25 protein-coding genes are annotated in these 21,880 nt (G+C 38.2%); 14 read left to right on the top strand and 11 right to left on the bottom strand.

Annotated features, from left to right (window positions below; all coding sequences use genetic code 11):
- Nucleotides 1–258 precede the first annotated feature (258 nt).
- Nucleotides 259–606 (bottom strand): rhodanese-like domain-containing protein, encoded by a 348-nt coding sequence (locus tag AC1DEF_RS13355; protein ID WP_097825260.1) that lies wholly within the window; start codon nt 604–606, stop codon nt 259–261.
- 383 nt (nt 607–989) lie between these two features.
- Between AC1DEF_RS13355 and AC1DEF_RS13360 the strand changes: the two genes are divergently transcribed.
- Nucleotides 990–1,454 (top strand): hypothetical protein, encoded by a 465-nt coding sequence (locus AC1DEF_RS13360; RefSeq protein WP_255255817.1) that lies wholly within the window; start codon nt 990–992, stop codon nt 1,452–1,454.
- A gap of 57 nt (nt 1,455–1,511) precedes the next feature.
- Here the strand turns inward: AC1DEF_RS13360 and AC1DEF_RS13365 are convergent, their stop codons facing one another.
- The gene (locus tag AC1DEF_RS13365) at nt 1,512–1,664 is read right to left on the bottom strand and encodes a hypothetical protein (protein WP_170960212.1); all 153 of its coding nucleotides are present in this window, start codon (nt 1,662–1,664) and stop codon (nt 1,512–1,514) included.
- A gap of 504 nt (nt 1,665–2,168) precedes the next feature.
- On the opposite strand from AC1DEF_RS13365, the gene AC1DEF_RS13370 reads away from it, so the two are divergent.
- The 6 genes from AC1DEF_RS13370 to AC1DEF_RS13395 all read left to right on the top strand — a co-directional run bounded on the left by AC1DEF_RS13370 (nt 2,169) and on the right by AC1DEF_RS13395 (nt 7,647).
- Nucleotides 2,169–2,600 carry a PAS domain-containing protein gene (locus tag AC1DEF_RS13370; RefSeq protein ID WP_025751107.1) on the top strand — a complete coding sequence of 144 codons (432 nt, stop codon included), beginning with the start codon at nt 2,169–2,171 and terminating at the stop codon, nt 2,598–2,600.
- 299 nt (nt 2,601–2,899) lie between these two features.
- Nucleotides 2,900–3,259 carry an ArsR/SmtB family transcription factor gene (locus AC1DEF_RS13375; protein ID WP_013057833.1) on the top strand — a complete coding sequence of 120 codons (360 nt, stop codon included), beginning with the start codon at nt 2,900–2,902 and terminating at the stop codon, nt 3,257–3,259.
- 31 nt (nt 3,260–3,290) lie between these two features.
- The gene (locus tag AC1DEF_RS13380; protein WP_097825262.1) at nt 3,291–5,837 is read left to right on the top strand and encodes a heavy metal translocating P-type ATPase; all 2,547 of its coding nucleotides are present in this window, start codon (nt 3,291–3,293) and stop codon (nt 5,835–5,837) included.
- A gap of 58 nt (nt 5,838–5,895) precedes the next feature.
- Nucleotides 5,896–6,516 carry a class I SAM-dependent methyltransferase gene (locus AC1DEF_RS13385; protein ID WP_097825263.1) on the top strand — a complete coding sequence of 207 codons (621 nt, stop codon included), beginning with the start codon at nt 5,896–5,898 and terminating at the stop codon, nt 6,514–6,516.
- An 84-nt stretch (nt 6,517–6,600) separates the two neighbouring features.
- Nucleotides 6,601–7,107: a PCYCGC motif-containing (lipo)protein gene (locus AC1DEF_RS13390; RefSeq protein WP_097825264.1), complete on the top strand. Its 507-nt coding sequence runs from the start codon at nt 6,601–6,603 to the stop codon at nt 7,105–7,107.
- Nucleotides 7,108–7,329: 222 nt separating this feature from the next.
- The gene (locus tag AC1DEF_RS13395; RefSeq protein WP_013083905.1) at nt 7,330–7,647 is read left to right on the top strand and encodes a DUF3243 domain-containing protein; all 318 of its coding nucleotides are present in this window, start codon (nt 7,330–7,332) and stop codon (nt 7,645–7,647) included.
- Nucleotides 7,648–7,694: 47 nt separating this feature from the next.
- On the opposite strand, the gene AC1DEF_RS13400 is transcribed toward AC1DEF_RS13395, so the two are convergent.
- The 4 genes from AC1DEF_RS13400 to AC1DEF_RS13415 all read right to left on the bottom strand — a co-directional run bounded on the left by AC1DEF_RS13400 (nt 7,695) and on the right by AC1DEF_RS13415 (nt 12,605).
- A complete protein-coding gene (locus tag AC1DEF_RS13400) occupies nt 7,695–8,540 on the bottom strand; it encodes an N-acetylmuramoyl-L-alanine amidase family protein (protein WP_097825265.1) in 846 nt (281 codons plus the stop codon).
- A 427-nt stretch (nt 8,541–8,967) separates the two neighbouring features.
- Nucleotides 8,968–9,591 carry a LysE family translocator gene (locus tag AC1DEF_RS13405; protein ID WP_013057840.1) on the bottom strand — a complete coding sequence of 208 codons (624 nt, stop codon included), beginning with the start codon at nt 9,589–9,591 and terminating at the stop codon, nt 8,968–8,970.
- 430 nt (nt 9,592–10,021) lie between these two features.
- Nucleotides 10,022–11,665: an APC family permease gene (locus tag AC1DEF_RS13410; RefSeq protein WP_013057842.1), complete on the bottom strand. Its 1,644-nt coding sequence runs from the start codon at nt 11,663–11,665 to the stop codon at nt 10,022–10,024.
- 382 nt (nt 11,666–12,047) lie between these two features.
- Nucleotides 12,048–12,605, bottom strand: coding sequence for a thioredoxin family protein (locus AC1DEF_RS13415; protein ID WP_097825266.1), 558 nt, complete (start codon nt 12,603–12,605; stop codon nt 12,048–12,050).
- 335 nt (nt 12,606–12,940) lie between these two features.
- Between AC1DEF_RS13415 and AC1DEF_RS13420 the strand changes: the two genes are divergently transcribed.
- From AC1DEF_RS13420 to AC1DEF_RS13430, 3 genes are all read left to right on the top strand, one after another.
- Nucleotides 12,941–13,072: a hypothetical protein gene (locus AC1DEF_RS13420; protein ID WP_013057845.1), complete on the top strand. Its 132-nt coding sequence runs from the start codon at nt 12,941–12,943 to the stop codon at nt 13,070–13,072.
- A 342-nt stretch (nt 13,073–13,414) separates the two neighbouring features.
- A complete protein-coding gene (locus tag AC1DEF_RS13425; RefSeq protein WP_043981432.1) occupies nt 13,415–14,551 on the top strand; it encodes a processed acidic surface protein in 1,137 nt (378 codons plus the stop codon).
- 1 nt (nt 14,552) lies between these two features.
- Complete coding sequence (locus tag AC1DEF_RS13430; RefSeq protein WP_477727409.1) at nt 14,553–15,278, top strand: class D sortase; 726 nt, start codon at nt 14,553–14,555, stop codon at nt 15,276–15,278.
- A gap of 29 nt (nt 15,279–15,307) precedes the next feature.
- Here AC1DEF_RS13430 and AC1DEF_RS13435 read toward each other — a convergent pair whose 3' ends face one another.
- Nucleotides 15,308–16,099, bottom strand: coding sequence for a sulfite exporter TauE/SafE family protein (locus AC1DEF_RS13435; RefSeq protein WP_097825268.1), 792 nt, complete (start codon nt 16,097–16,099; stop codon nt 15,308–15,310).
- Between the two features lie 312 nt (nt 16,100–16,411).
- Here AC1DEF_RS13435 and AC1DEF_RS13440 point away from each other — a divergent pair, with 312 nt between their 5' ends.
- Nucleotides 16,412–16,981: a GNAT family N-acetyltransferase gene (locus AC1DEF_RS13440; protein WP_043981430.1), complete on the top strand. Its 570-nt coding sequence runs from the start codon at nt 16,412–16,414 to the stop codon at nt 16,979–16,981.
- 68 nt (nt 16,982–17,049) lie between these two features.
- Here the strand turns inward: AC1DEF_RS13440 and AC1DEF_RS13445 are convergent, their stop codons facing one another.
- Complete coding sequence (locus tag AC1DEF_RS13445; RefSeq protein ID WP_176521351.1) at nt 17,050–17,187, bottom strand: hypothetical protein; 138 nt, start codon at nt 17,185–17,187, stop codon at nt 17,050–17,052.
- Nucleotides 17,188–17,314: 127 nt separating this feature from the next.
- Nucleotides 17,315–18,139, bottom strand: coding sequence for a 5'-nucleotidase, lipoprotein e(P4) family (locus tag AC1DEF_RS13450; RefSeq protein WP_097825269.1), 825 nt, complete (start codon nt 18,137–18,139; stop codon nt 17,315–17,317).
- Between the two features lie 415 nt (nt 18,140–18,554).
- Between AC1DEF_RS13450 and AC1DEF_RS13455 the strand changes: the two genes are divergently transcribed.
- Nucleotides 18,555–19,187 (top strand): YitT family protein, encoded by a 633-nt coding sequence (locus tag AC1DEF_RS13455; RefSeq protein ID WP_097825270.1) that lies wholly within the window; start codon nt 18,555–18,557, stop codon nt 19,185–19,187.
- A gap of 39 nt (nt 19,188–19,226) precedes the next feature.
- On the opposite strand, the gene AC1DEF_RS13460 is transcribed toward AC1DEF_RS13455, so the two are convergent.
- Nucleotides 19,227–20,225, bottom strand: coding sequence for an NADP-dependent oxidoreductase (locus tag AC1DEF_RS13460; RefSeq protein ID WP_028409240.1), 999 nt, complete (start codon nt 20,223–20,225; stop codon nt 19,227–19,229).
- 128 nt (nt 20,226–20,353) lie between these two features.
- Between AC1DEF_RS13460 and AC1DEF_RS13465 the strand changes: the two genes are divergently transcribed.
- Together AC1DEF_RS13465 and AC1DEF_RS13470 are read left to right on the top strand one after the other, a co-directional pair.
- Nucleotides 20,354–20,581 (top strand): hypothetical protein, encoded by a 228-nt coding sequence (locus AC1DEF_RS13465; RefSeq protein ID WP_016764806.1) that lies wholly within the window; start codon nt 20,354–20,356, stop codon nt 20,579–20,581.
- 242 nt (nt 20,582–20,823) lie between these two features.
- Nucleotides 20,824–21,282 (top strand): GyrI-like domain-containing protein, encoded by a 459-nt coding sequence (locus tag AC1DEF_RS13470; protein ID WP_013083918.1) that lies wholly within the window; start codon nt 20,824–20,826, stop codon nt 21,280–21,282.
- A 28-nt stretch (nt 21,283–21,310) separates the two neighbouring features.
- Here AC1DEF_RS13470 and AC1DEF_RS13475 read toward each other — a convergent pair whose 3' ends face one another.
- A complete protein-coding gene (locus tag AC1DEF_RS13475) occupies nt 21,311–21,784 on the bottom strand; it encodes a hypothetical protein (protein WP_097825272.1) in 474 nt (157 codons plus the stop codon).
- Nucleotides 21,785–21,880 lie beyond the last annotated feature (96 nt).

Raw genomic sequence — 21,880 nt, forward strand, 5'->3', positions numbered from 1 at the left:
TATAACTTCCTATTAAACCTCTGTCTATGCACTAGGAGAACTACGTTTTTTTTTACCACAAAAGGGATTTTTCAAACCTTTTGTCATAAAAATACGCTAAAAGACTCAGTAGCTGTTGAACCAAAAGAAACCGATCCCTGCCCCCTTCTCATCTTCATAACAAAAAAAGATACCCGTTTTGACACAGGTATCTTTCAGCTTATATATCACAGCTTTCCAAAAGTAAACCCTATAAAGGGTCATTTGCTGTTCTTTTTATTACACACATCTTTCCGCACACATGTATCCCTTGACCTGATACCCATGCTTTTTGAGCTGCCGAATGCTTAAATTTCGGGAAATGCTGTCAGGAACAATTACGACCACTTCTTTATATGGAATTTCTGCATGCTGTCTCTCTAAATAAGGAAGCGGAATATGGATTGCTTTTTGACAGGGGGTTTGTTTCATTTCATGAAAATGACGAACATCTACATACGAAATTGTTGTAGAAGCACAGTCGACGGTCGTCACTTTCTTTATTCCCTGCACCGGCACATAGCGTTTATAAAAACTGTAACAAATTAATAAAAGTAAAATACCTATGCTCATATATAGTATCGCCATGTTTTCCTCCCAATTAATTTCTATACCCCTGTATGTATACTATATTCAAAAGAAAGAATCAACACAGAAGCACTCTATCTCATTTCTCTCTGTAAGAAAAATGGTCTTTTTACACTTTATTATGAAACCACAATAAAGTGACGAAATCAATCCTTATTTATTTTGATTTTTCGAAAGATTTAAATACTAGTAAACAGATCGTTTTTTCTTATTATAATGAAGAAACGCAGAATTTTTATTTTCACTTCCCCTTTTCTTTCCAGTTAAAACTGAGGTTCGCTTATGAGTAATACATTAGAACCAATGTTGCACAAACGTCAGAAAAATGATTCTAAAAATGAAGGATGCGAGATAGGATAGTATGAACACGTGAAGGGAGAGATATGATGTTTGATTTGTACTATGTTGTATTATTTACAGATCAAGGTGAGGTAGCAGGCACATGCCCCATCTATATAAGTCCCGAAGAAGACGTTGAAAAAGAACTATTAAAAAATATCACTTTGCATAAACAAAGGCTGCAGTCAAAAAAAGAAAAAGTGTTTTATTTTGACCAGGATAAAGAGGATATGACAGATTTATCAGATCAATATACACACATCCTTACATTTACTAACAGCGACAGTCAGATTGCAAAATGGCTGGAAGAAGCACATGAAAAGCTGTGCAAAACCGGTGAGCTTTTTGTGGAGAACGGTTATTTTCAAAACGTTTTTATGCAATATATTAATCAAAAAAACAATGTTTTAGAAAATTACTCGTATGAAGTTTATGAGGAATCCGTAAAATTCATATATCGAACGAGAGACTATATTATGATTGGCTCAGAAAAATACGAGTTAACTTAAAAATGCGATATACACTAAAAAGGAAAGCTTTGGAAACGAAAGCTTTCCTTTTTTAGATTAATCTCCGTCAAGGTTTGCCCGACAATTATTATGAGACAAAGAGGTACTTTGTGCTTCATGCTGTTTTTTCTCACCCTGCATTGTCATATCATCTTTTTCCGTTCTTCCTTTAGCGATGTGTTTAGTTTTATTTCCTTGGTTTAATGTCATGTTCATTCCCCTTTCTGGTGGATATAGTGTATGAAAATAACTCACACGCCATAAGAGGAAATGATATGAAAAAGCCCCTCTTAAATTGAGTGAGCTTTCTGCCTAAAACTGCTTTTCCTTTTATTGCTGAATCCGCATGAAAGGATATTCTCTATTTTAAACGTTCGCTTCTCGTTCCTTAGTAAGCACCAAGCTTTTACGCTCTGAGGATAAATTTTATACACAATAATAAATCGCTGTGTCAAACATCCTTTATCGTCCATATAAATAATTTCAACAGGTCGTCTTGAAGAGTAGCTTTCTTGAAGTAGCTGTCGCATAGAATTCGCTCCTTTAATTTTTAGTTTATCGAACACATGTTCTTTTTTCAAGTGTTTTAAACTGAATAATTCTTTAGCTTTTACAGCTTAAAACGGGGAAAAGCATGGGGAAAATAATAAAAACCATACAAATATTAGGTAATTGTGATATGGTAAAAGGGATTACTTAAGTTGGGAGAGGTGCATGATGGAAAGTAACATACTTAAATGGATCCCCGTTCCTTACTTTCAATTAAATCAAGAAGGTGAAATCCTTCATTTTTCTAGTCAAGCACATTCTTATTTTTCTTCAGTCTCCAGTCTGTGGAGCATTATTCATAAAGACGATCGGAAACAAGCAATGTGGATGCTGTCACAGCACTCCTCATCTAACCCCATCATCAGGCATTTGCGTTTGAGAACGACCGATGATACATTTGTGAATTTTAAATGCACGATTCATTGGAAAAATGGTGTAGGACATTTAGTATGTACCGAAAAGAAGAATGTCAAGGATCCGTTAGATGTTGTATTATCTGCTCAATCCTATTTAGAAAACTCGGACAAACGATTAAAAGAGTCGGACAAGGTGTTAAATAATGCAGCAGATTTATTATTTAACCGATTAAAACGCTAATTAAGTAAACAAAGTCTAAGCTATATTTCATTATTTCTATCATTTTTAAAATCATTAAAAGGCTACCTATAGGGGTGGCTTTTTGTTTTGTTCTGCATGTAAAGTCATTCTCTTTTCGCCCGCACCATTTAGTACAGAGTACATACACTAATAGGCATACTTTCCATATTTATTCTTCCTATATTTATGTTTTGCTCAGAAAAAAATTCCGAATACTCAATAAATGTTTGAACATTTTTAAAAATTGACATATATTATAAACAAACAATCATTTGAATGTTTGAATGAAGGAGGAAATCATGCCAAAAGACCGCTGTGATATTTATTGTTTTAATGAAGAAAAAGTAAATCGTATTAAGCCTGCCATCGATGCCGAAGCTGTTCAAGGGGTTTCTGCCTTGTTCAAAGCGTTAGGAGATGAAACGAGGCTTAAAATTGTCTTGGCTCTGTATAAAGGCGAGGAATTATGTGTATGTGACGTAGCCAATATTGTAGGCTCTACAGTTGCGACTGCTTCTCATCACTTAAGACTGCTGCGTAATATAGGAATTGCCAATTATCGCAAAGAAGGAAAGTTAGCTTTTTATTCTTTAAGGGATGCACATATTAAACAAGTAATTGATATCATGTTTGCTAAAAAAGAAGACGTAACCATTTAAGTTTTTTTTACCGTATAGGGAGTGGGACACAATGAAACACGAAGATAAAAAAAATCATCAGCATACCGGAAGCTGCTGCAGCGGATCTTCTTCAACAGAAATTGAAAGCAAGACCTGCTTCTCCGCTTCTACTGAAGAGCCTTCTTCCTGTGGCACAAAGAGTCATGAACACAGTCACAGCTGCTGTTCAGATACGATTGCGTTAACGACCGATAAAGGCCAGCATTCTTGCTGCAGTGATCACGATATAGTACCGGGCGACAGTGACATAGAAGAAACGGCTGAATACCGCGTATATGGAATGGATTGCCCTTCCTGCGCCGCGACGATTGAAAAAAGTTTAAAAACATTAAACGATATTCAACACGTAACCCTCAACTATAATACAGGAAAGCTCCAGGTAGCGGCGGCAAGTGAGTCAGCTCTGTCACTCATTCCAAGCTCCGTAGAAAAACTAGGGTTTAACATTGAGGCTATCCAATCAAATAAAAAAATGAAAACGTATTTGATTGAAGGAATGGACTGCGCGGCTTGTGCGAACACGATTGTGAATCATTTAAAAACAGTTCCTGCTGTCAAAGATGTACGCGTTAACTTTTCAACGGGAAAAGCACAAATTGAGCACGATAACGAAGCCGATGACATTATTAAAGAAGTATCTAAAGCTGGGTATACCGCTACTTTAGTAACCAGCAGCAGGCAGTCTGCTGAGTCGCGGCACCATAAAGGGCAAAATGGACCGATTGTTTTTTCGGGTATTTTCATCGCATTAGGTTTTATCGGTTCTCATACAGGAATTGCTTCTTATATGACAACTGTACTCTACGCTATTGCCATGATTGTCAGCGGATATAAGCCGGCTAAAAGTGCTTATTACGGAATTAAAAGCCGTTCTTTAGACATGAATGTTTTAATGACCGTTGCAGCACTTGGAGCAGCTGTTATTGGGGAATGGCTTGAAGGTGCTACGGTCGTTTGGCTATTTGCTTTAGGTGTTGCTCTGCAAACAAGGTCGATTGAACAAACAAGAAACTCGATACGAGGTTTGATGGACTTAGCTCCTTCTGAAGCATGGGTGAAAGAAAACGGCCAGCTGATTAAAAAAGCAGCGGAAGATATTTCAATCGGCACTACGATTGTCGTAAAGCCAGGAGACCGAATTCCGCTAGATGGTGAAATTATAAACGGCGAATCCAGTATCAACCAAGCTCCTATTACAGGCGAATCTATTCCAGTTGATAAAGTAATCGGTGATACGGTTTATGCAGGCACCATTAACGAAAGCGGATCGTTAGAAATTAAGGTAACAAAGCTAGTGGAAGATACGACGATTTCTAAAATTATTCATTTAGTGGAAGAAGCACAGGAGAAAAAAGCGCCTACTCAAGCATTTGTTGATAAATTTGCAACCATTTACACGCCTATCGTCTTTATTTTAGCTTTATTCATTATGGTCATCCCTCCCCTGTTTGATGGTGCATGGAGTGAGTGGTTTTACAAGGGGCTTGAATTATTAGTTGTGGCTTGTCCATGTGCGCTAGTCATTTCTACTCCCGTCGCCATTGTATCTGCGATTGGAAACGCGGCGAAAAATGGCGTGCTCATTAAAGGCGGGACGTTTTTAGAAAAAGCTGGTGCAATCAATGCAATTGCTTTTGATAAAACAGGCACGCTAACAGAAGGCAAACCAGCCGTTTCAGAGGTTGTTTCCCTTGCTGCTGAAGAAAATCAGCTTTTAGCGATAACAAAAACGCTTGAAGACTATTCGAATCACCCCATTGCCCGTGCTATCGTGGAGTATGCAGCGGAGAAAAAAATCGGTTCTTTACAAGGATCAAATTTTAAAATCCTTACAGGAAAAGGCGTGCAGGCAACAATTCAAGAAACGGTTTATTACGCAGGTAATGCAAAATTATTCTCAGATTTAGAAACACCTCTATCCGACTGCTGGTCTCATATTGAAAAGCTTCAAAACGAAGGTAAAACGATTATTATTATCGGAACAGCTAAAAGTGTTCTAGGTATTATTAGCGTAGCTGATACCATCAGACATACAACCGTATCTGCTTTAGAAAGCCTCAAACAAAACGGTATGCAGCAAAGTGTGATGTTGACTGGTGATAACGAAGGAACAGCTAAAATGATTGCTTCTCAGTCTCGGATAGACCGCTATTTCGCCGATTTGATGCCTGAAGATAAAGTGAAAGCCATACAGCAGCTTCAAGATGAAGGCTATCAAACGGCTATGGTTGGAGATGGGATTAATGATGCCCCTGCTCTAGCTACTGCTGATCTTGGAATTGCAATGGGCGGTGCTGGTACTGATACGGCTATGGAAACAGCTGATATTGTTCTCATGGCAGACAATTTAGAAAAGCTTCCTCATACGATGAAGCTAAGCCGCAAAGCGTTAGCTGTCATCAAACAAAACATTTGGTTTTCTATTATTGTTAAAATCATTGCCTTAGCTTTTATCTTTCCAGGGTGGCTTACTCTGTGGATTGCCGTCTTAAGCGATACAGGAGCAGCGCTACTTGTTATTTTAAACAGTCTTCGCTTACTCAAAATGAAAAATTAAATGTAATCCGTAAGCTTTCCAGCAGGCGTTGGAAAGCTTATTTTCTAGGAGGGTTTACGTGAATAACCGCTGGAATCAATTTATTTATAAGTGTTGGGCTCCTTTTTACGATGCGTTTTTTAATAACGGGATGTTTTATCGAGCCAGAAAAAAAGTCTTTCAAGACGTCCACTTTTCATCTGAACAGCGCATTTTATTTGTAGGTGTTGGAACGGGTGCAGATTTAGCTTTTATTCCTCATGAAGTAAATGTAACAGCCATCGACTATTCCAGTGAAATGCTTCAAAAAGCAAAAAATAAATACAAAAATCCATCTATAACCTTCCACCAAATGGACGCTCAGCAGCTAACATTCGACTCTTTTTCGTTTGATGTAGTTGTAGCAAGCTTAATTCTTAGCGTAGTACCTGATGCGGAGCAAGCTTTAAAAGAAATGACAAGAGTAGCAAAGCCTAAGGGAACTATCCTGATTTTTGATAAATTTGAAACTAAAAAGAAATCAGCGGCTTTTCCTAAAAAAATATTCCGCCCCTTCGTAAAATTACTAGGAACGGATATTGGACTCTCTTTTGAACATGTGTTTGAAGCAAGCCGGGATCAGCTTATCTTGAAGGAGAATTCAAGCGTCATGTTGAAAGGTATGTATCGGAAAATTAGTTTGCAGAAAGTTGATGAATGACTTCAAAGACGAATGATGCCTTTTTCACATGATGGATGTACATATTATTGTCTAGCTTTAATTGAAGAAAGGATGAACATTTTGATGATAAAATCAAAGGTCATAACAGTTGTCCTTGCAGCAAGCATGGTCTCCGGCTGCGGAAACGAAAGTAAAGAAAGTTCAGGGAGCAAACATACAGAAGCAACACAACATGAAGAACATCAGCAGCACACATTAGGTGATAAACGAGAAGAAACAAAAAATAGTGAAACTCTTCCCTCTTTTCTAAGTGACAAGTCCGAAGACATGCAGCTTATTTATGCAGCCGCTGCTAAGCATCAAACCTTACTAGAAAATATTCCTTGCTACTGCGGATGTGGAGAAGAAGCTAATCATCAAAACAACTACGACTGTTTTATCTTCGAAAACAAAGAAAACGGCGCAGTGACGTGGGATGATCACGGAACAAAATGCAGCGTCTGTTTAGAAATAGCGGCTCAAGCTGTAGTAGACTACAGCAAAGGCAAAAGCATCGAAGACATTCGCCAAGAAATCGATGATAAATATAAGGAAGGCTATGCCCCGCCTACTCCTACGCCCGAGGTATGATGCTTCAGTATAAAATAAAAATTAGTAAAAGACTTTGATTTCTTTATTCAAAGTCTTTTACTAATTTTATTATTGGTTGATAAAATCTCGGTTTACCTCACCTTTTTAAGTCCTTGTAAAACGCCATAATGTAAAAATAACACATTTGGACGTTTATGTACTGAATCCTCAGGGAATATGCTTTCTAACACCCAAATATAACCATGAGAGAAAAAAAAAACTATGAGTAATTCTGTAGAAACAAATCATTCAGCAAAAGTTGAAGGAGCAATTAATTCTATGAGCGAGGAGAAAAAAGAGGATATTCTCTCTAGCTTCGAAGGATTCAAAAGTTATCTAGGGGACAAGGTCTCAAAAGGCGAAAAGTTAGGGATGAATGAAGAACAGCTTGCTAAAACAGCTCAAAAAGTAGCTGATTACCTTGCCAAACATGAAGAGCCGCGCAATCGAGAGGAAAACCTGCTTCACGAACTGTGGAAGGTTGGAGACAAAGAACAGCAGCATCACCTTGCCCATATGCTTGTAAGATTAGTTCAATAAATAAAAAAGATGACACGGCAGCGTGTCATCTTTTTTATTTGCAGATATTAAACAGCTGGAATGATAATTTGCTGGCCAATTTGTAATTTTGCAGGATCCACACCAGGATTTGCATCCTGCAGCTGCTGAACGGTCATGCTATATTTTTTCGCAATGCTATAAAACGTATCTCCTGCTTGTACAGTATACGTAGCGACAGGAAGAACAATTTGCTGACCAATTTGCAGTTTTGCAGGATCTACGCCAGGGTTTGCATCCTGCAGCTGCTGAACGGTGATATTATACTTCTTTGCAATGCTATAAAATGTATCTCCAGATTGAATGGTATAGAATGTAACTCCATTAGAAGATAAATTTAAATACTTAGCAATTCCACGCGCGTGCGCTTCTCCCACTTCCCGAAGAAACGTAGCGTTTTTTAATTTTTCAGCGTCGGCTGTCGTATCGATAAACAAGTTTTCTGTTAAAACAGCTGGCATATTTGTTTCACGCAGTACAGCGTAATTAGCCGTTTTTAAACCGCGATCTGCAATCGTTCCAAATTTCTGCATGATTGTTAAAATTTCCGTGTGCAGCTCTTTTTGTAAAAGATAAGATTGACTTCCCTCTTGTGATGGATACCGATACGTTTCAAATCCAGTACCGCTGCCAGCATTGATATGCATAGAAACAAAAATATCCGCTCCCCATGCATTAGCCCGGTTCGCTCGATCTGATAATGAAACAAACACATCGGTTGAACGAGTTACTTGAACATCTACGGAATAGTTATGTTCTAAATACGCCCGCGCGTGTAGTACAAGCTGCAGCGTAATATCTTTTTCACGCAAATTATTTCCTAAAGCTCCTGAATCTGTACCGCCGTGTCCTGCATCTAGCCATACTTTTTTCATGTGAACCTTTCCTTTCAATCATAATATAAAAGAACTTGTGATTAACACCGGCTTTGCCTGATAATTTATCTCTCATTCTATATATATATGTGATTGGACAAGAAGGGTTCGTCCCCTTAAAACATTCAAAAAAATTCACACAAGAAAGCAGGATTTCGCTAGGTATTCTCCGCTGTTTTAAAGCACAAAATAAAGATGAACAAATAGGATACATAAGCTGGACTGCTTGTTACACCGCTGTTGATTTCCGTGCAAGGCTTCGTTTTGCCCTCCAATCATCAGCTAGAAGCAACTGCATACATGAAACTTACTTTTACCATAGACATAAAAAATCCGAGCGAATTGGATTTATCCCTCGGATCTTCCTTTAACTAACGTCCACGCCTTTTAATGCAGATAAAAAGCAGGTTCGACATCTTATCTTCTGCTATTTCTCACTAAAAGCAATTTTTAAGCCAATAAGCGTAAAGATAGAGCCTTGCACGAGATTAAGCCGCTTAGACAGCGCCGGAGATTTTCGCAAAAACTCCCCTACTTTCCCTGCAAATAGACTAATTAACGTAAAAATAATCAGCGCTTGAACTAAAAATACGGCGCCGTAAACGAGCATTTGCTGTGTGGCGTGTCCGGTTGAATGATTAACAAACTGAGGTAAAAGAGCAAGAAAAAAAAGCGAAACTTTTGGATTCAGCAGATTCATAATCACTCCTTTTTTATATAGCACCTTGTACTCAACGGCTTCTTTGTTTTCAACAGCGAGAGCGGAATCTTTTGCTGTAAACGTCTTATAAGCCAGATATAATAAATAAGCTGCTCCAGCGTATTTTACAATAGCAAACGCTAAAGCCGATTGATAGATAACAGCCGATAGACCCAATGTTGCTGCAGCTATATGACCAAGCAAGCCCGTACAAAGCCCTAATGAAGTCGAGATTCCTGCATATCTACCGTTTGATATGCTTTGTGCTAAAACAAATAAGTTATCAGGTCCAGGCATAACCGTAAGCAAAGCGGCTACGCCTAAAAAAGAAGTGATTGATACGATATCCATAAGTCGTTCTCCCCCTGCATGATTTTGCCCACCATTATAGCATTTTTTACTATCTAGTATTCAAAAAAATAAAATTCATCCACAAAAGAAGAGGCTGGGACATAACTAAATCAATCTAATCTAAAGACAAACAAATGGGATACATAAGCTGGACTGCTGTTACACCGCTGTTAATTTCCGTGCAAGGCTTCGCTTTCCGCGGGCATAGGTGAGCCTCCTCGTCGCTTGCGCTTCTGCGGGGTCTCACCTATGCCGCTTTTCCCGCAGGAGTCTTCGCCTTACCCTCCAATCAACTGCTAGAACCAACTATACACATAAAATCTATATTCAACATAACAACAAAAAAACACGAACTACCAATCAAAAAATAATTAATAGTTCGCATTTGACTTCAACTGAAATACTTTTTTCCCAGCTTCATTTTTACTACTTATTTAATTTGTTTTTCTATGATCTGTTCTTTAGCTGAGGCAGTCTGTGCTTCTGCTGCTTTCATTTCATTATTAACATCGATTGCTTCTTTTAAATACTCGGTTTTGTATCCGCTTTTAAGTGCCCAAGCATAAAAGAATAGTGCAACAATTGCAATAAGACCCATATCCCAGCCGTATTTAATAATATTGAGTCCCCCGAACTTTTCACTTCCTATCCAAGAGATTGTCATCATACATAATAAGTAGACAATCATCCAAACGCCAGCTCGGAAGTTTTGACCAAAGCCTTTCCATTTTGATTTTGCTTGGTAATAAAAATAAATTGGCAAACCAATTAAAATAATAAATAATACCTGTCCAGTTAACGGCCATCTTGCCCAGTAAAGAGTAAGTGAAGCAAAAATAAATCCAAGAGGCGCTATTACGTTTAACCCTTTTATACGTAAAGGTCTATAAAGATCGGTTCCCGTTTTTCTTAACGTCATAGCGGTAATAGGACCGGTAAGATATGAAATTAATGTAGCTACAGAAATAATTTCGGCTAATATCCCCCAGCCTCTAAATAAAAATAAAAAGATGAATGAGACAAATAGATTAAAAAACATGGCTTGACGCGGAACTCCGTAAAGCGGATGAACTCTTCCCAATATATTCGGCAAGTATTTATTTTTTTCCATACCATAAATCATGCGTGACGTGGTAGCTGTATACGTAATACCTGTTCCTGATGGCGATACAAACGCATCGGCATATAAAACAATAACAAGCCAGTTAATATTTAACGCAATCGCTAAATCGGCAAACGGCGAATTAAAGTTAAGATGACTCCATCCTTTTACGATTTCTGAAGGATTTACCGCTCCAATAAACGCAATTTGAAGCAATACGTAGATCACGGTCGCAATTAAAATGGATCCTACTACCGCAATCGGAATAGAGCGACCTGGATTTTTCGCTTCTCCCGCCATATTAATAGGGCTTTGAAAACCGTTAAAAGCAAACACAATCCCAGACGTAGCAACAGCTGTCAAAACGCTTGCCCATCCATTTGGAGCAACGCCTCCTGCAGAGGAGAAGTTTCCTCCGTGAAACCCTGCGAATAAAAGAGCACCAATTGTAAGCCCTGGAATTACAATCTTAAAAACAGTAATAAGTGAATTAGCTTTCGAAAATAAGCCTACGGTCCAATAATTTAGAAGAAAATAAATGATTAATAGTCCTGTAGCAATAGCCAAGCCTTTTCCGGTAAGAATCCCGTTTTCTACTAAACTGCCTGTCCATTTCGCCCACTCCCACGGCCATGAACTCATATACTGAACAGAAGCAACGGCTTCAACAGGAATAACCGATACGATTGCAATCCAGTTTGCCCAAGCCGCAATAAAGCCAAGAAATGAGCCGTGCGAGTATTGCGTATATTTAACCATTCCTCCTGCTTCTGGAAACATCGATCCTAGTTCACTGTAAGAAAGAGCTATAAATAAAATAACAACCATTCCAATAATCCAAGAAGCAATTGCTGCGGGGCCTGCAATTTGAGCAGCTCTCCATGCTCCAAACAGCCATCCTGATCCAATAATAGATCCAAGGCCAACCATCATGAGAGAAAACGTTCCCATTTTTCTATGTAAGTTATTCATGTATCTAACACCTTTCTTCTATATTTTCTGAGAAGTGAGTTATTAAGCGCTTTCATTAAATTTAAAAAATAAAATTCATTTTGAACTTTAAAAATGCTGCTTAAAAATACTAACCAAAAGCTTTTCCATTCATTTACGCGCCCCCTTTCTTCATTTATTATTTGTTATTATATCATCATCAAGTTAAAAAGTACGCGTTTTGAATAAAAAATATTTTTATTTTTAGAATTTTGTGCGTTTTTTTAATTAAAAGTACGCGTTTTGAACACTAACATTCATAAGAGCTGCCTTTCCCTTAAAGTGATATACAAACGATCTTGTTGCAATAACCAGAAAAAAAGCAGGATAAAATGAGCGCTTCATTTTATCCTGCTTTTTTAAGTTATTTCACAACAGCTAATACCGTTTCTTTAAAGCTGTTATAAACATAAGACCAAAGAGCCGGTTCTTCTTTATATCTTGTTCGTAACGAAGAAAAGACTTCTTTTTGTTTTTCTTCAAACGAAGGATCTTCTTTTGAAGGAAGCGTGGCACGAAGCTCATCGACGATTTGCTGAACTTCGGGAGCACGGGGGCCCCACTTCCCAAGTAACGTCCCTTCATTATTAAAAATTAAAATAATCGGAATGGCACGTCCTCCGTTTGTTAAGTGACGGTCAATTAATTCGGTGTCTGCATCTCGCAGTGCAACGCGCACATCGATACCGGCAGCTTCAGCTACTTTACGAATGATTGGGTTAATCATCATCGCATCTCCGCACCAATCTTCAGTAATCGCTAAGAAATGAAGCTTGTGAGCCTTTAATTTGTCAGCCAGTCCATCTTTAGGAAGCAGAAATTGTTCATAAACAGCTAAACTTTCCTCTTTTAATGTACTCATGTCGTTCATATATGTTTGGATTGATTTTCCTTCTTCAAAATACTGCTGTTCTGTTTTCATCAAAATCCCTCTTTCTTTTTTGTATACGAATAGATGAGATGTAAAAATTCGGTTTACTCTTTTCTATACGCACTACTAGTATAGCTTTTAAGCACAGTGAATCAAAATATAAAAGTCAGCGCTTTTTTTAGCCTGCGACAGGATTTACAAAACTTCAATTTAAAAACAGGACATTGAGATGTTATAAAAAAAGAGAATGGGGTACATGTACACTATCAATGTAACAAATTTTAAATCTTTGTGAATATTTGAGAATGTTTATTGTGTAACCGTCATCTTTTGATTATGATAATGATATGTTAGCTACTTGACTAAATATGGAGGATGAGGCAAATATGAATCAATCCCCGCATGAAAAGCGAAAAAAACGCAAACAGTTTGTAGAACGTTTAAGGCTAAAAGGAATCAAAATAGAGCTGACAAAACCGCGCTCTCACTTTTCTTCACTATCCTTACTAAAATCATAACTCGTAACCACCTTTTTCTAAAGCGGAACGGTATCGAATTTCAACTATCTATGCTAAGGCTTACATATCATTTCAAAAAGAACAGCTTCTAAGTGCTGTTCTTTTTTGATACTTTTTTATATTTCTGCCTCTGTAAAAAAAATTATAAACCTTTTTCTTTATTTCCTCCTTTTTCTATCTAGGGCTTTCCACTCCCTTTCGTACGGTGTTCTCAAAATATATAGTTCTATAAATTCCTTAAATTACCACTATATTCAAGGTATATATAATATAAGTATATATTGTAAATTTATAACTCTTCCTATATAATCTTGTAGAAAACGTAAAAAAAGGAGAAAATTGATGAAAAAACTGGGGGCAATACTATTATCATTTCTGCTGTTTGTTGGCGTATTTCCAACGTCTTCATTCGCAGCAGCGTCAACATTTGACGCAGATTTCAACAAGTATTTAAAATCAGTAAGCCAAACGCGAGGCTTTGAAGTAACCAAAGACGACGTTGAATATTCACTTTCACTGTATGACGATAGTCTTGAAAACTACGATACAATCGCAGATTTAGAAGATTTTTTAGGTGAACCAATTGCAGCTGACTTACATAACGTGCAAGATGTGTATGCAGATTTTGACTTAGACAAAACAAGCTTAAATGCGTTGTTAAAAGAGAACGGTCAAAGCTTAGACGACTATGTGTACCTAGATGATTTATACGAGGATGTTGGCTTCTATCTAGAGGGCGACGACTGGTATGAAGATGATGAGTCATATGATGAAGAAGACGCTTCTTACGATGATGAATTATTAAGCGAAGAAGATTTAAGCGGCTTACTATCGTTTATGCAGTCTGAATTAGGCTTAACTTCAGAAGAATTAAATCGAATTGAAGCACATTTTACATCGTTAGAAGATGAGCTTTCAAATGAAGCAACGCTTAACCGCTTAGATCAATTAGGCGAGCGCTTAGCGGCATTCGAAGATTTTGATACAGCAACAGAATTATCTGCTGATCAAATCGCTGAATTAATGTCTATTTATAAAGAAATGCTATCAATCTTCCATTTAGACGCTAAGTTCGCACTTGTACAAGGCGGAAATGAAAGACCGCTTTCTCTTACTGATTTAATCAACTTAGAAGAATTAAAAAATGCAAGTCTAAAAATTTCTCTTTATACAACAGACGGTAAATTTTTAGCAGACATGGTGATCACAGGCGATATGTTTAATTCTGATATCATCACAGACACAGGAAAAGAAGTAGAAAAATCTGCTGAAGCTGTAGCAAAACCAGCTCAAGCGCAAAAACCAGCAGTAGAAAAGAAACAAGAACCGGTGAAGAAACAAACGAATGGCGCTGTACAAAAAACCGTTAAAGGCGGAAAACTTCCTGAAACGGCTTCTAATTATGCAACAAATACATTAATTGGATTAGTACTTGTAGCAGCTGGCTTTGTTCTTTTCCGCAAAGTGAGACGTGCATAAAATGGAACCAAGAAAAACAAGAAGAACAATCAATCGCAAAAAGCGGTTGATTGTTCTTTCCCTTTTAGCCGCCGTCATTTGCTTTGGTCTTTGGTTTACGACCACAAACGCCTATAAATTTGCAAGAGGCTATTTGGCATTTAAAACAATGGATACAGAAGAACCAGCCGCAGCTTCAGTTTCTAAAAGCAAGGACGCTTCAACAGGGGACTCTTCTGCTGAAGCTTCTGCTGTTGAAGCTAAAAAAACGGTACACTCTCGTACTGCTAGCCCGGAAAAAAAGCCGAAAGTGTCAAATGTGTCTTACCCAAAGCAGCCAAAAATCGGTGATTTAATGGGAGAATTATATATTCCTAAATTAAACGCTAAGCTGCCGATCTATCACGGTACGAACGAAGATGAATTAGAAAAAGGCGTGGGTCATTTTGCGGGAAGCGTGCTGCCTGGTCAAAACGACAATTCTGTTCTATCAGGACATCGCGATACGGTCTTTCGTAAGCTTGGCGACGTGGGTGAAGGCGATTCGCTCGTGGTGGACACGGCAGCAGGCACCTTCACATACAAAGTGAACAAAGTACGAATCGTTGATGCGGATGACCGGACTGTTATTGTACCAAAGCCTAGAGCCACTTTAACCGTCAGCACCTGTTATCCGTTTAATTACGTTGGTTCAGCACCTGAACGCTATATTTTAGTCGCTCACCTTGTGTCATCAACACCAAAATAAAAAAGCTGTCCTTAAAAAGGCAGCTTTTTTTAATGAATAGATTTCATTAGTAAATCAAACCATATTTTCAGCGAAGTCGCCGTAATAACGATCGCTAAGATAACTTGCAGCGACGCTACCTTCGTCTTTTGCCCAACAAAAGCGCCGATTGGAGCTGCTAGTAAGCTTGCTCCAATAATCATAAGCGCCGGAAGCAAAAGGACTTGATGCGTCATTACTTTACCGAATGTTGTTCCCATAGACGAAATAAACGTCACGGCTAATGAGCTTGCAATCGTTACGCGCACAGGAATTTTTAACACGGTAATCATAATAGGAACAAGTAAAAATGCGCCTCCTGCTCCGACAATCCCCCCGCAAATTCCAACTAAAAACGCCAGAGCTGCTGCCAAAGGTTTTGAAAACGTCACTTCGAATGAATCGGCCGCTGGATTATTTTTTTTGGGCATAAACATTAATCCTGCAGCAATTGTTGCCATCACGCCGTAAATGAAATTGATCATTCCTTCTGAAAACGAGTTTGATAGCGTTGAACCAATGAGACTGCCAACTAAGACGCTGATACCCATATATAAAATTAACGGTTTATTCAAATAGCCGCTCTTTTTGTAAGCAAGAGCTCCTGAAACAGACGCAAACAGCGACTGTACGGCTCCTATACCAGCTACTTCGTGCGCGCTGAACATTCCCACTCCTACAAGAGGCGGAACAAATAGCAGCAGCGGGTACAAAACAACTGATCCTCCAATTCCAAGCATACCTGCTAAAAATGACCCGAAAAACCCGAGTGCAAATACCGTTATTAATAGTTGTACATCCATGTTTTTACCACCTGCTTTTATCAATCCAATATCATGTTTGTTATAAAGTATGTATACTTACCACGCCTTATCGCTTCTTCCATTGTATCACTGTATATGCTTCTTTTCTGTAAAAATATTGATAAAAGTGCTTTCAATTATTAATTTTTTTAATCATTAAAATCCTATCGACTTTATGCGTTATTTACTTTTAGCCTAAACTTCCTCGCTCTCCTCTTTGTTACTTGTGGTAGAATAAAGAAAAACTAGATGTTAGAACTGCCTACACGCTACGCTTATCTCAGCAGGCCCATCATCACAGGAGGCTTTCGTATGTTTGAATACAAAATTGATGACGAAGTTAGTTTGCATTTGATTGAATCAACTGACGCTTTCCCCTTGCTTTCTCTTATTAACGAGTCAAGACCTTACCTAAAAGAATGGCTCCCATGGGTAGATAGCATGCAAAGTATTGCTGACTACGATGAACTCATCCCTGAATGGAGAGCTCAATATTATAATAACCAAGGATTCCAGGCCATCATTCGGTACTACGGAGAAATCGCCGGGATGATTGGTTTTCACGGAATTAATTGGGGAAACAAAAGTACAAGTCTCGGCTATTGGATTGGACATGATTTTCAAGGAAAAGGTATTATGACAAGAGCCGTACACGGATGCCTGAATTATGCATTTAATACGTTAAACCTTCATCGAGTCGAAATACGCTGCGGCGTTAATAACGAAAAAAGTAAAGCCATCCCTGCGCGTCTAGGTTTTACAGAAGAAGGCATTTGCAGAGAAGGTGAATACCTATATGATCACTACCATGACCTTGTGATTTATGGCATGTTAAAACACGAGTGGAAGCAAGTTCCTTATGCTCCTTGGCTTCTTTCTTAAAAAGCAGGATCATTTGGACAAGCTATCCAACCTAAAGACGAACAAATGAGATACATGAACTGAACCGCTTATGACACCGCAGCTGATTTCCGTGCAAGGCTTCGCTTTCCGCAGGCGGCCGCTGAGCCTCCTCGTCGCTTGCGCTTCTGCGGGGTCTCACCTGTTCCGCTTTTCCCGCAGGAGTCTTCACCTTGCCCTCCAATCACCTGCTAGAAGGAACAAGACAGATGAAACTATATTCACCATAACAAAAAAAACGAACGGTTGATCACATGCTGATCGATTGTTCGTTTTTCACTTGGGTTAAAAACCTTTTGTCCCAGCCTCTCTTTTTTAGTTGAAATACTGAAGCTGTTCGCGGCGAAGCTTATCTTTTTGTTTGTCCGAAATTGAGTAGTCGTAGTTATAAATAGCTCCTTCCCAATCTCCATACATTGGATTTGGAAATACGATTAGCTTTTGGCCAAACGTTTCTTTTTGCTCTTCTACAAGCTTATTTCGATCAGTAATGGACTTTTTATCAAAGCCGCTAAAATCAGATAAGTTATCACCAAACAGCAGGACTACATTATGATTCGTCGCTACTTTTTGACGGCGCGTTTCTTTTCCTTCATCTTTTGGACCCGTTAATAGCACATGGTCTTTGGTTGCTTGAGGAATATGTAAATTCTTTAGGTTTTTAATTGTTGCCTCAAGCTGAGAAGTTGTACGGCCCGAAATATAGTAAATATCTACACCTTTTTGATCCGCATACGTCAAGAAATCAACAGCACCTGGTACTGCTTTCGCTTTTGCTGCTTGCACCCACTCATCCCATTTATAAGGAAATCCTTTTCCGGTTTTGATTGCTGAAGCTTGAAATGGGCTATTATCAAGCACGGTCTCATCTAAATCCAAAATAATGGCAGGCTTTTTATCGGTACTTTTTGCAAGCGCCTCATCTAAACGAAGCTTTCCAGTATTATAGCCTTGGTAATACAAAGCTTTCATTTCGCCGGATGTTTGGTACCAAGCATCGGCCATGATTTGCTGATCAGCTAGGTGTTGAGCGGGTTCTTTTTTCTCAGCAGACACTTCTTTTTCCTGCTGAGGAGCACATGCCGTCAATGAAAAAGCAAGTACAGCCACCCCTGTCAACGCTGATAATTTCTTATTCATTTCGCATCCACTTCCATCTCTACATATTTTTATGCTAATAATGTTATATATTACCTCAATCAAACAAAAAATCAATAAAAATACGAATTATATTTTAATTTTAGTTAAAATTGTTCGTTTTAACTATTTTTTCTCCCTTTTTTTAACCATTATCCAAATATTTGTTTATACATTTTCCAAAATCCGTTTTTCTCATTCTTTCTTTGTAATCTTTTTTTAGAAACATATTGGTTTATCGCTCATTCGCTTCAAAAAAACTTAATAAATCTGAATTATCTAACTTTTAATCTTGTGTTAGATTCTCTCACAAAAGTGCTTTTTTTTGAAAAGATATATAGTAAAATAGATTTTGTGAATTAAAAGACGGTGTTTTCTATTGAAAGTATTGTATAAATATACAAAAGGGGATGGAGATATGAATCACGTAAAACAATGGGGATGGATTACCTTTGGCTGTTTGTGCGTTGCCATAGGGATTCAATTTTTAACCGCTTCTAACCTCGTTATTGGCGGAACAGCAGGACTTGGAATCGTCCTGCAGCATTTAACCGGTATTTCATTTGGGGTATTGTTCTTTATCATCAATTTACCATTTTATTTTATGGCTCTTACGCAAATTGGGCTGCAATTTACGATAAAAAGCTTTATCAGCGTTAGCCTGATGTCAGTGATGTCTGATTTATTAGCTGCCAACTTTTCGTTTGCGCTTCCGCATCCGCTTGTAGCTGCGATTGCGGGCGGCATTATTGTCGGCATTGGACTGATCTTTTTGTTTCGCCACGGCTCTTCTCTTGGCGGAATCAACATGCTATGTGTGTTTCTTGATAAACGTTTTGGCATTAATCCAGGTAAAACAATGCTTTTGACAGATGTGTTGATTGTAGGCTCTGCAACAGTGGTATTCGGCGTAGTTCAAGTTCTTTATTCGTTAATCGGTATCTTCATCATGACAGGACTGCTTGGACGCTATCACAAACGCTCGCCAATCGAACGAACTGGTGAACATATGGAAGAAGAAGCGAAACAACAAACGGCTTCAACTATGTAAAAAAACCGTGCGGGAATGATCCCGCACGGTTTTTTACGCTTATTCTGCTACTTTTACAAGCTGTTTTCCTAAGTTTGCTCCTTCAAATAAACCAAGGAACGCTTCAGGTACATTTTCAAAACCTTCTACAACGTTTTCGCTGTACTTGATTTTTCCTTGCTGCACCCATTCCCCTAACTGCTTAATGCCTTCAGGGAATTTGTCTGCATAGTCGGCTACGATAAAGCCTTTCATTAACGCACTGTTAATTAATAAAGGTGTTTGAACACGCGGTCCAACATCTTGTTTTTCTAAGTTATACAGTGAAATTTGGCCGCAAAGCGGAATGCGCGCAAATTTATTTAATAAGCTAACAACTGCATCTGAAATCTCTCCACCGACGTTTTCAAAGTAAACATCAACGCCATTAGGACACGCTTCTTTCAACGCTTCTTTTACATTTCCTTTTTTATAATTAATCACTTCATCAAATCCGAGCTCATCTTTTAAATAAGCAATTTTATCTTCAGAACCTGCGATGCCAACAACACGTGCGCCTTTAATTTTAGCGATTTGACCAACAACAGATCCAACAGCACCTGCTGCACCGGAAACGACTACTGTTTCGCCTTCTTTTGGCTGACCGATTTCAAGCAGTCCAAAGTAAGCTGTGAGACCAGGCATACCAAGAACGCCGATAGCCGTTGTAATTGGCGCTAGCTCTGGATCAACTTTCTGTAAGTTTTTTGCTTCTGCAGCTGAATAGCGTTTCCAAGGAAGCATACCCGTCACGATATCGCCTTCTTTAAAACGATCTGATTTTGATTCCGTTACGCGTGCTACAATGCCGCCTGCAAGCGGTGCGTTTAGCTCAAATGGAGGAACATATGATTTTGTATCGTTCATGCGTCCTCTCATATACGGATCAACAGAAAGGTACAGTGTTTGAACAAGTACCTCGCCTTCTTTCGCTGTAGGCATTTCAATTTTTTCGTATTTAAACGTATCTTTTGTTGGCATTCCCTTTGGGCGTTCTGCTAATAAAATTTGTTCATTCATCGATATCGCTCCTTTTTATTTCTCTGTTTTTTGTAAAATGTGCTAAACTTACCTTTGTTATTTTAAATTATATATTGTGCACAACGCAAAAAATATGATTGTGCAATAACACCGAAGGAGAAAAAGACATGGAGCTAATTCGCTGTAAAGAAGATGTTGTTAAAAAACTAAACGAGTTTGTTGAAGTAACTCCCCCCGTTATTTTGTTTAAAAAAGGCAATATGTATCCGATTAAAATGGATATCAACTACAACTGGATTGCCACAGACGAACAAGGTCATGAGCATATTGTCGCTTCAAACACAAAGAATGTGCAGGACGACTACTGGTTTAGCTACCATTTTGACTTATATTAAGGAGTTTCCCGGATTTACTCTTCGTAAACGTTATATAAATAAAGTGTTGCATTAATAAAAACAGCGTGCGAATTCCGGCGCTGTTTTTATGTAATAATTAGAGTATCTCAAGCACGTGTTTGAAGCTTTGATCATGTTCCATTTTCTGCATCGATATCTACTTAAGATTATGTTACAATCACGGTAAAGTAATTTATGATTGATAGAATAAAAGCTAGAGCTTGAAAAATTCGAGGTGGATTATGCAAGGTAAAGTTGTATATAAAGAAGGATTTTCAGTGATAGGCATAGCAAAAAACGGAGAGTATCAAAAAGAGAATCTTTTGAAGCAAATACTTAAAGAAAAAGAAATGATTAGCTCTTCAAAAGAACCTCATATGGTTACAGGCATTTGCATGGCTCCGAAAAAAGAAAATTATTTTTATATTGCAGGGACAGAAGTGGCTGATACAGCTTTTATTCCAAACGGTATGAGCGTTCATACGTTTCCTTCGTTTACATACCTGCAGTTTAAACACAGAGGTCCCATTACATCGCTCGGGTCGACGTACAACAGCATCTGGAATGAATGGCTGCCGAACTCTCCTTACAGCATGATTGAAGGTCCTGCTCTTGAAATTGTAAATACAGCTATACACAGCAATTTATATAGTGATACATATGAAATGGATATTTATATTCCCATAAAGCTGGGACAATAAAAAAGGTGAACTTACGTTCACCTTTTTCCTATTTTTGCAGCTGTTTATATAAATGATAAAGAGTAAAAACGCACTCTGGATGACGCTCTTTATGGTTAAAAAATCCGTGAGGAAACATGAGTGAAAGATTCCCTTTTTCAATTCCGGTCACATACTTGTTTTCCATAAGCGGATATTCTTTCACAACCCAGTGCGCTTCATCAATAGTAGACGTAACCACTTCACCAAAGTATACGCCCATACACTCTTCGAATTCTTCTTTTGTCATCGAAAAATAGTCAAAGCAGTTGCTGTCTTCTAGATCATAGTAAAGAAGCTCTAATATTTTCAAACTTTCATCTGTAAAATCAACGATGAATTCATCTACCGCTTTGCTTATTTCATGAATGTGATTCATGCACTGTTCGCGCACTTGATGATAGTAATAGCTAGCTTCAAACTGATGTTCACACGTCACTAACGATTCTCCGTATGATGCTGTTAGATCATGATGCTTGCTCATGCTGACACCTCCACGCTATGCTTATGGAGCAAGTATAACATTAACCAAGCAGATATTGATCATCTTCCATTAACAACCTATCCGTGGCAATATTAG

The sequence above is a fragment of the Priestia sp. 10L35 genome, from assembly GCF_056395685.1.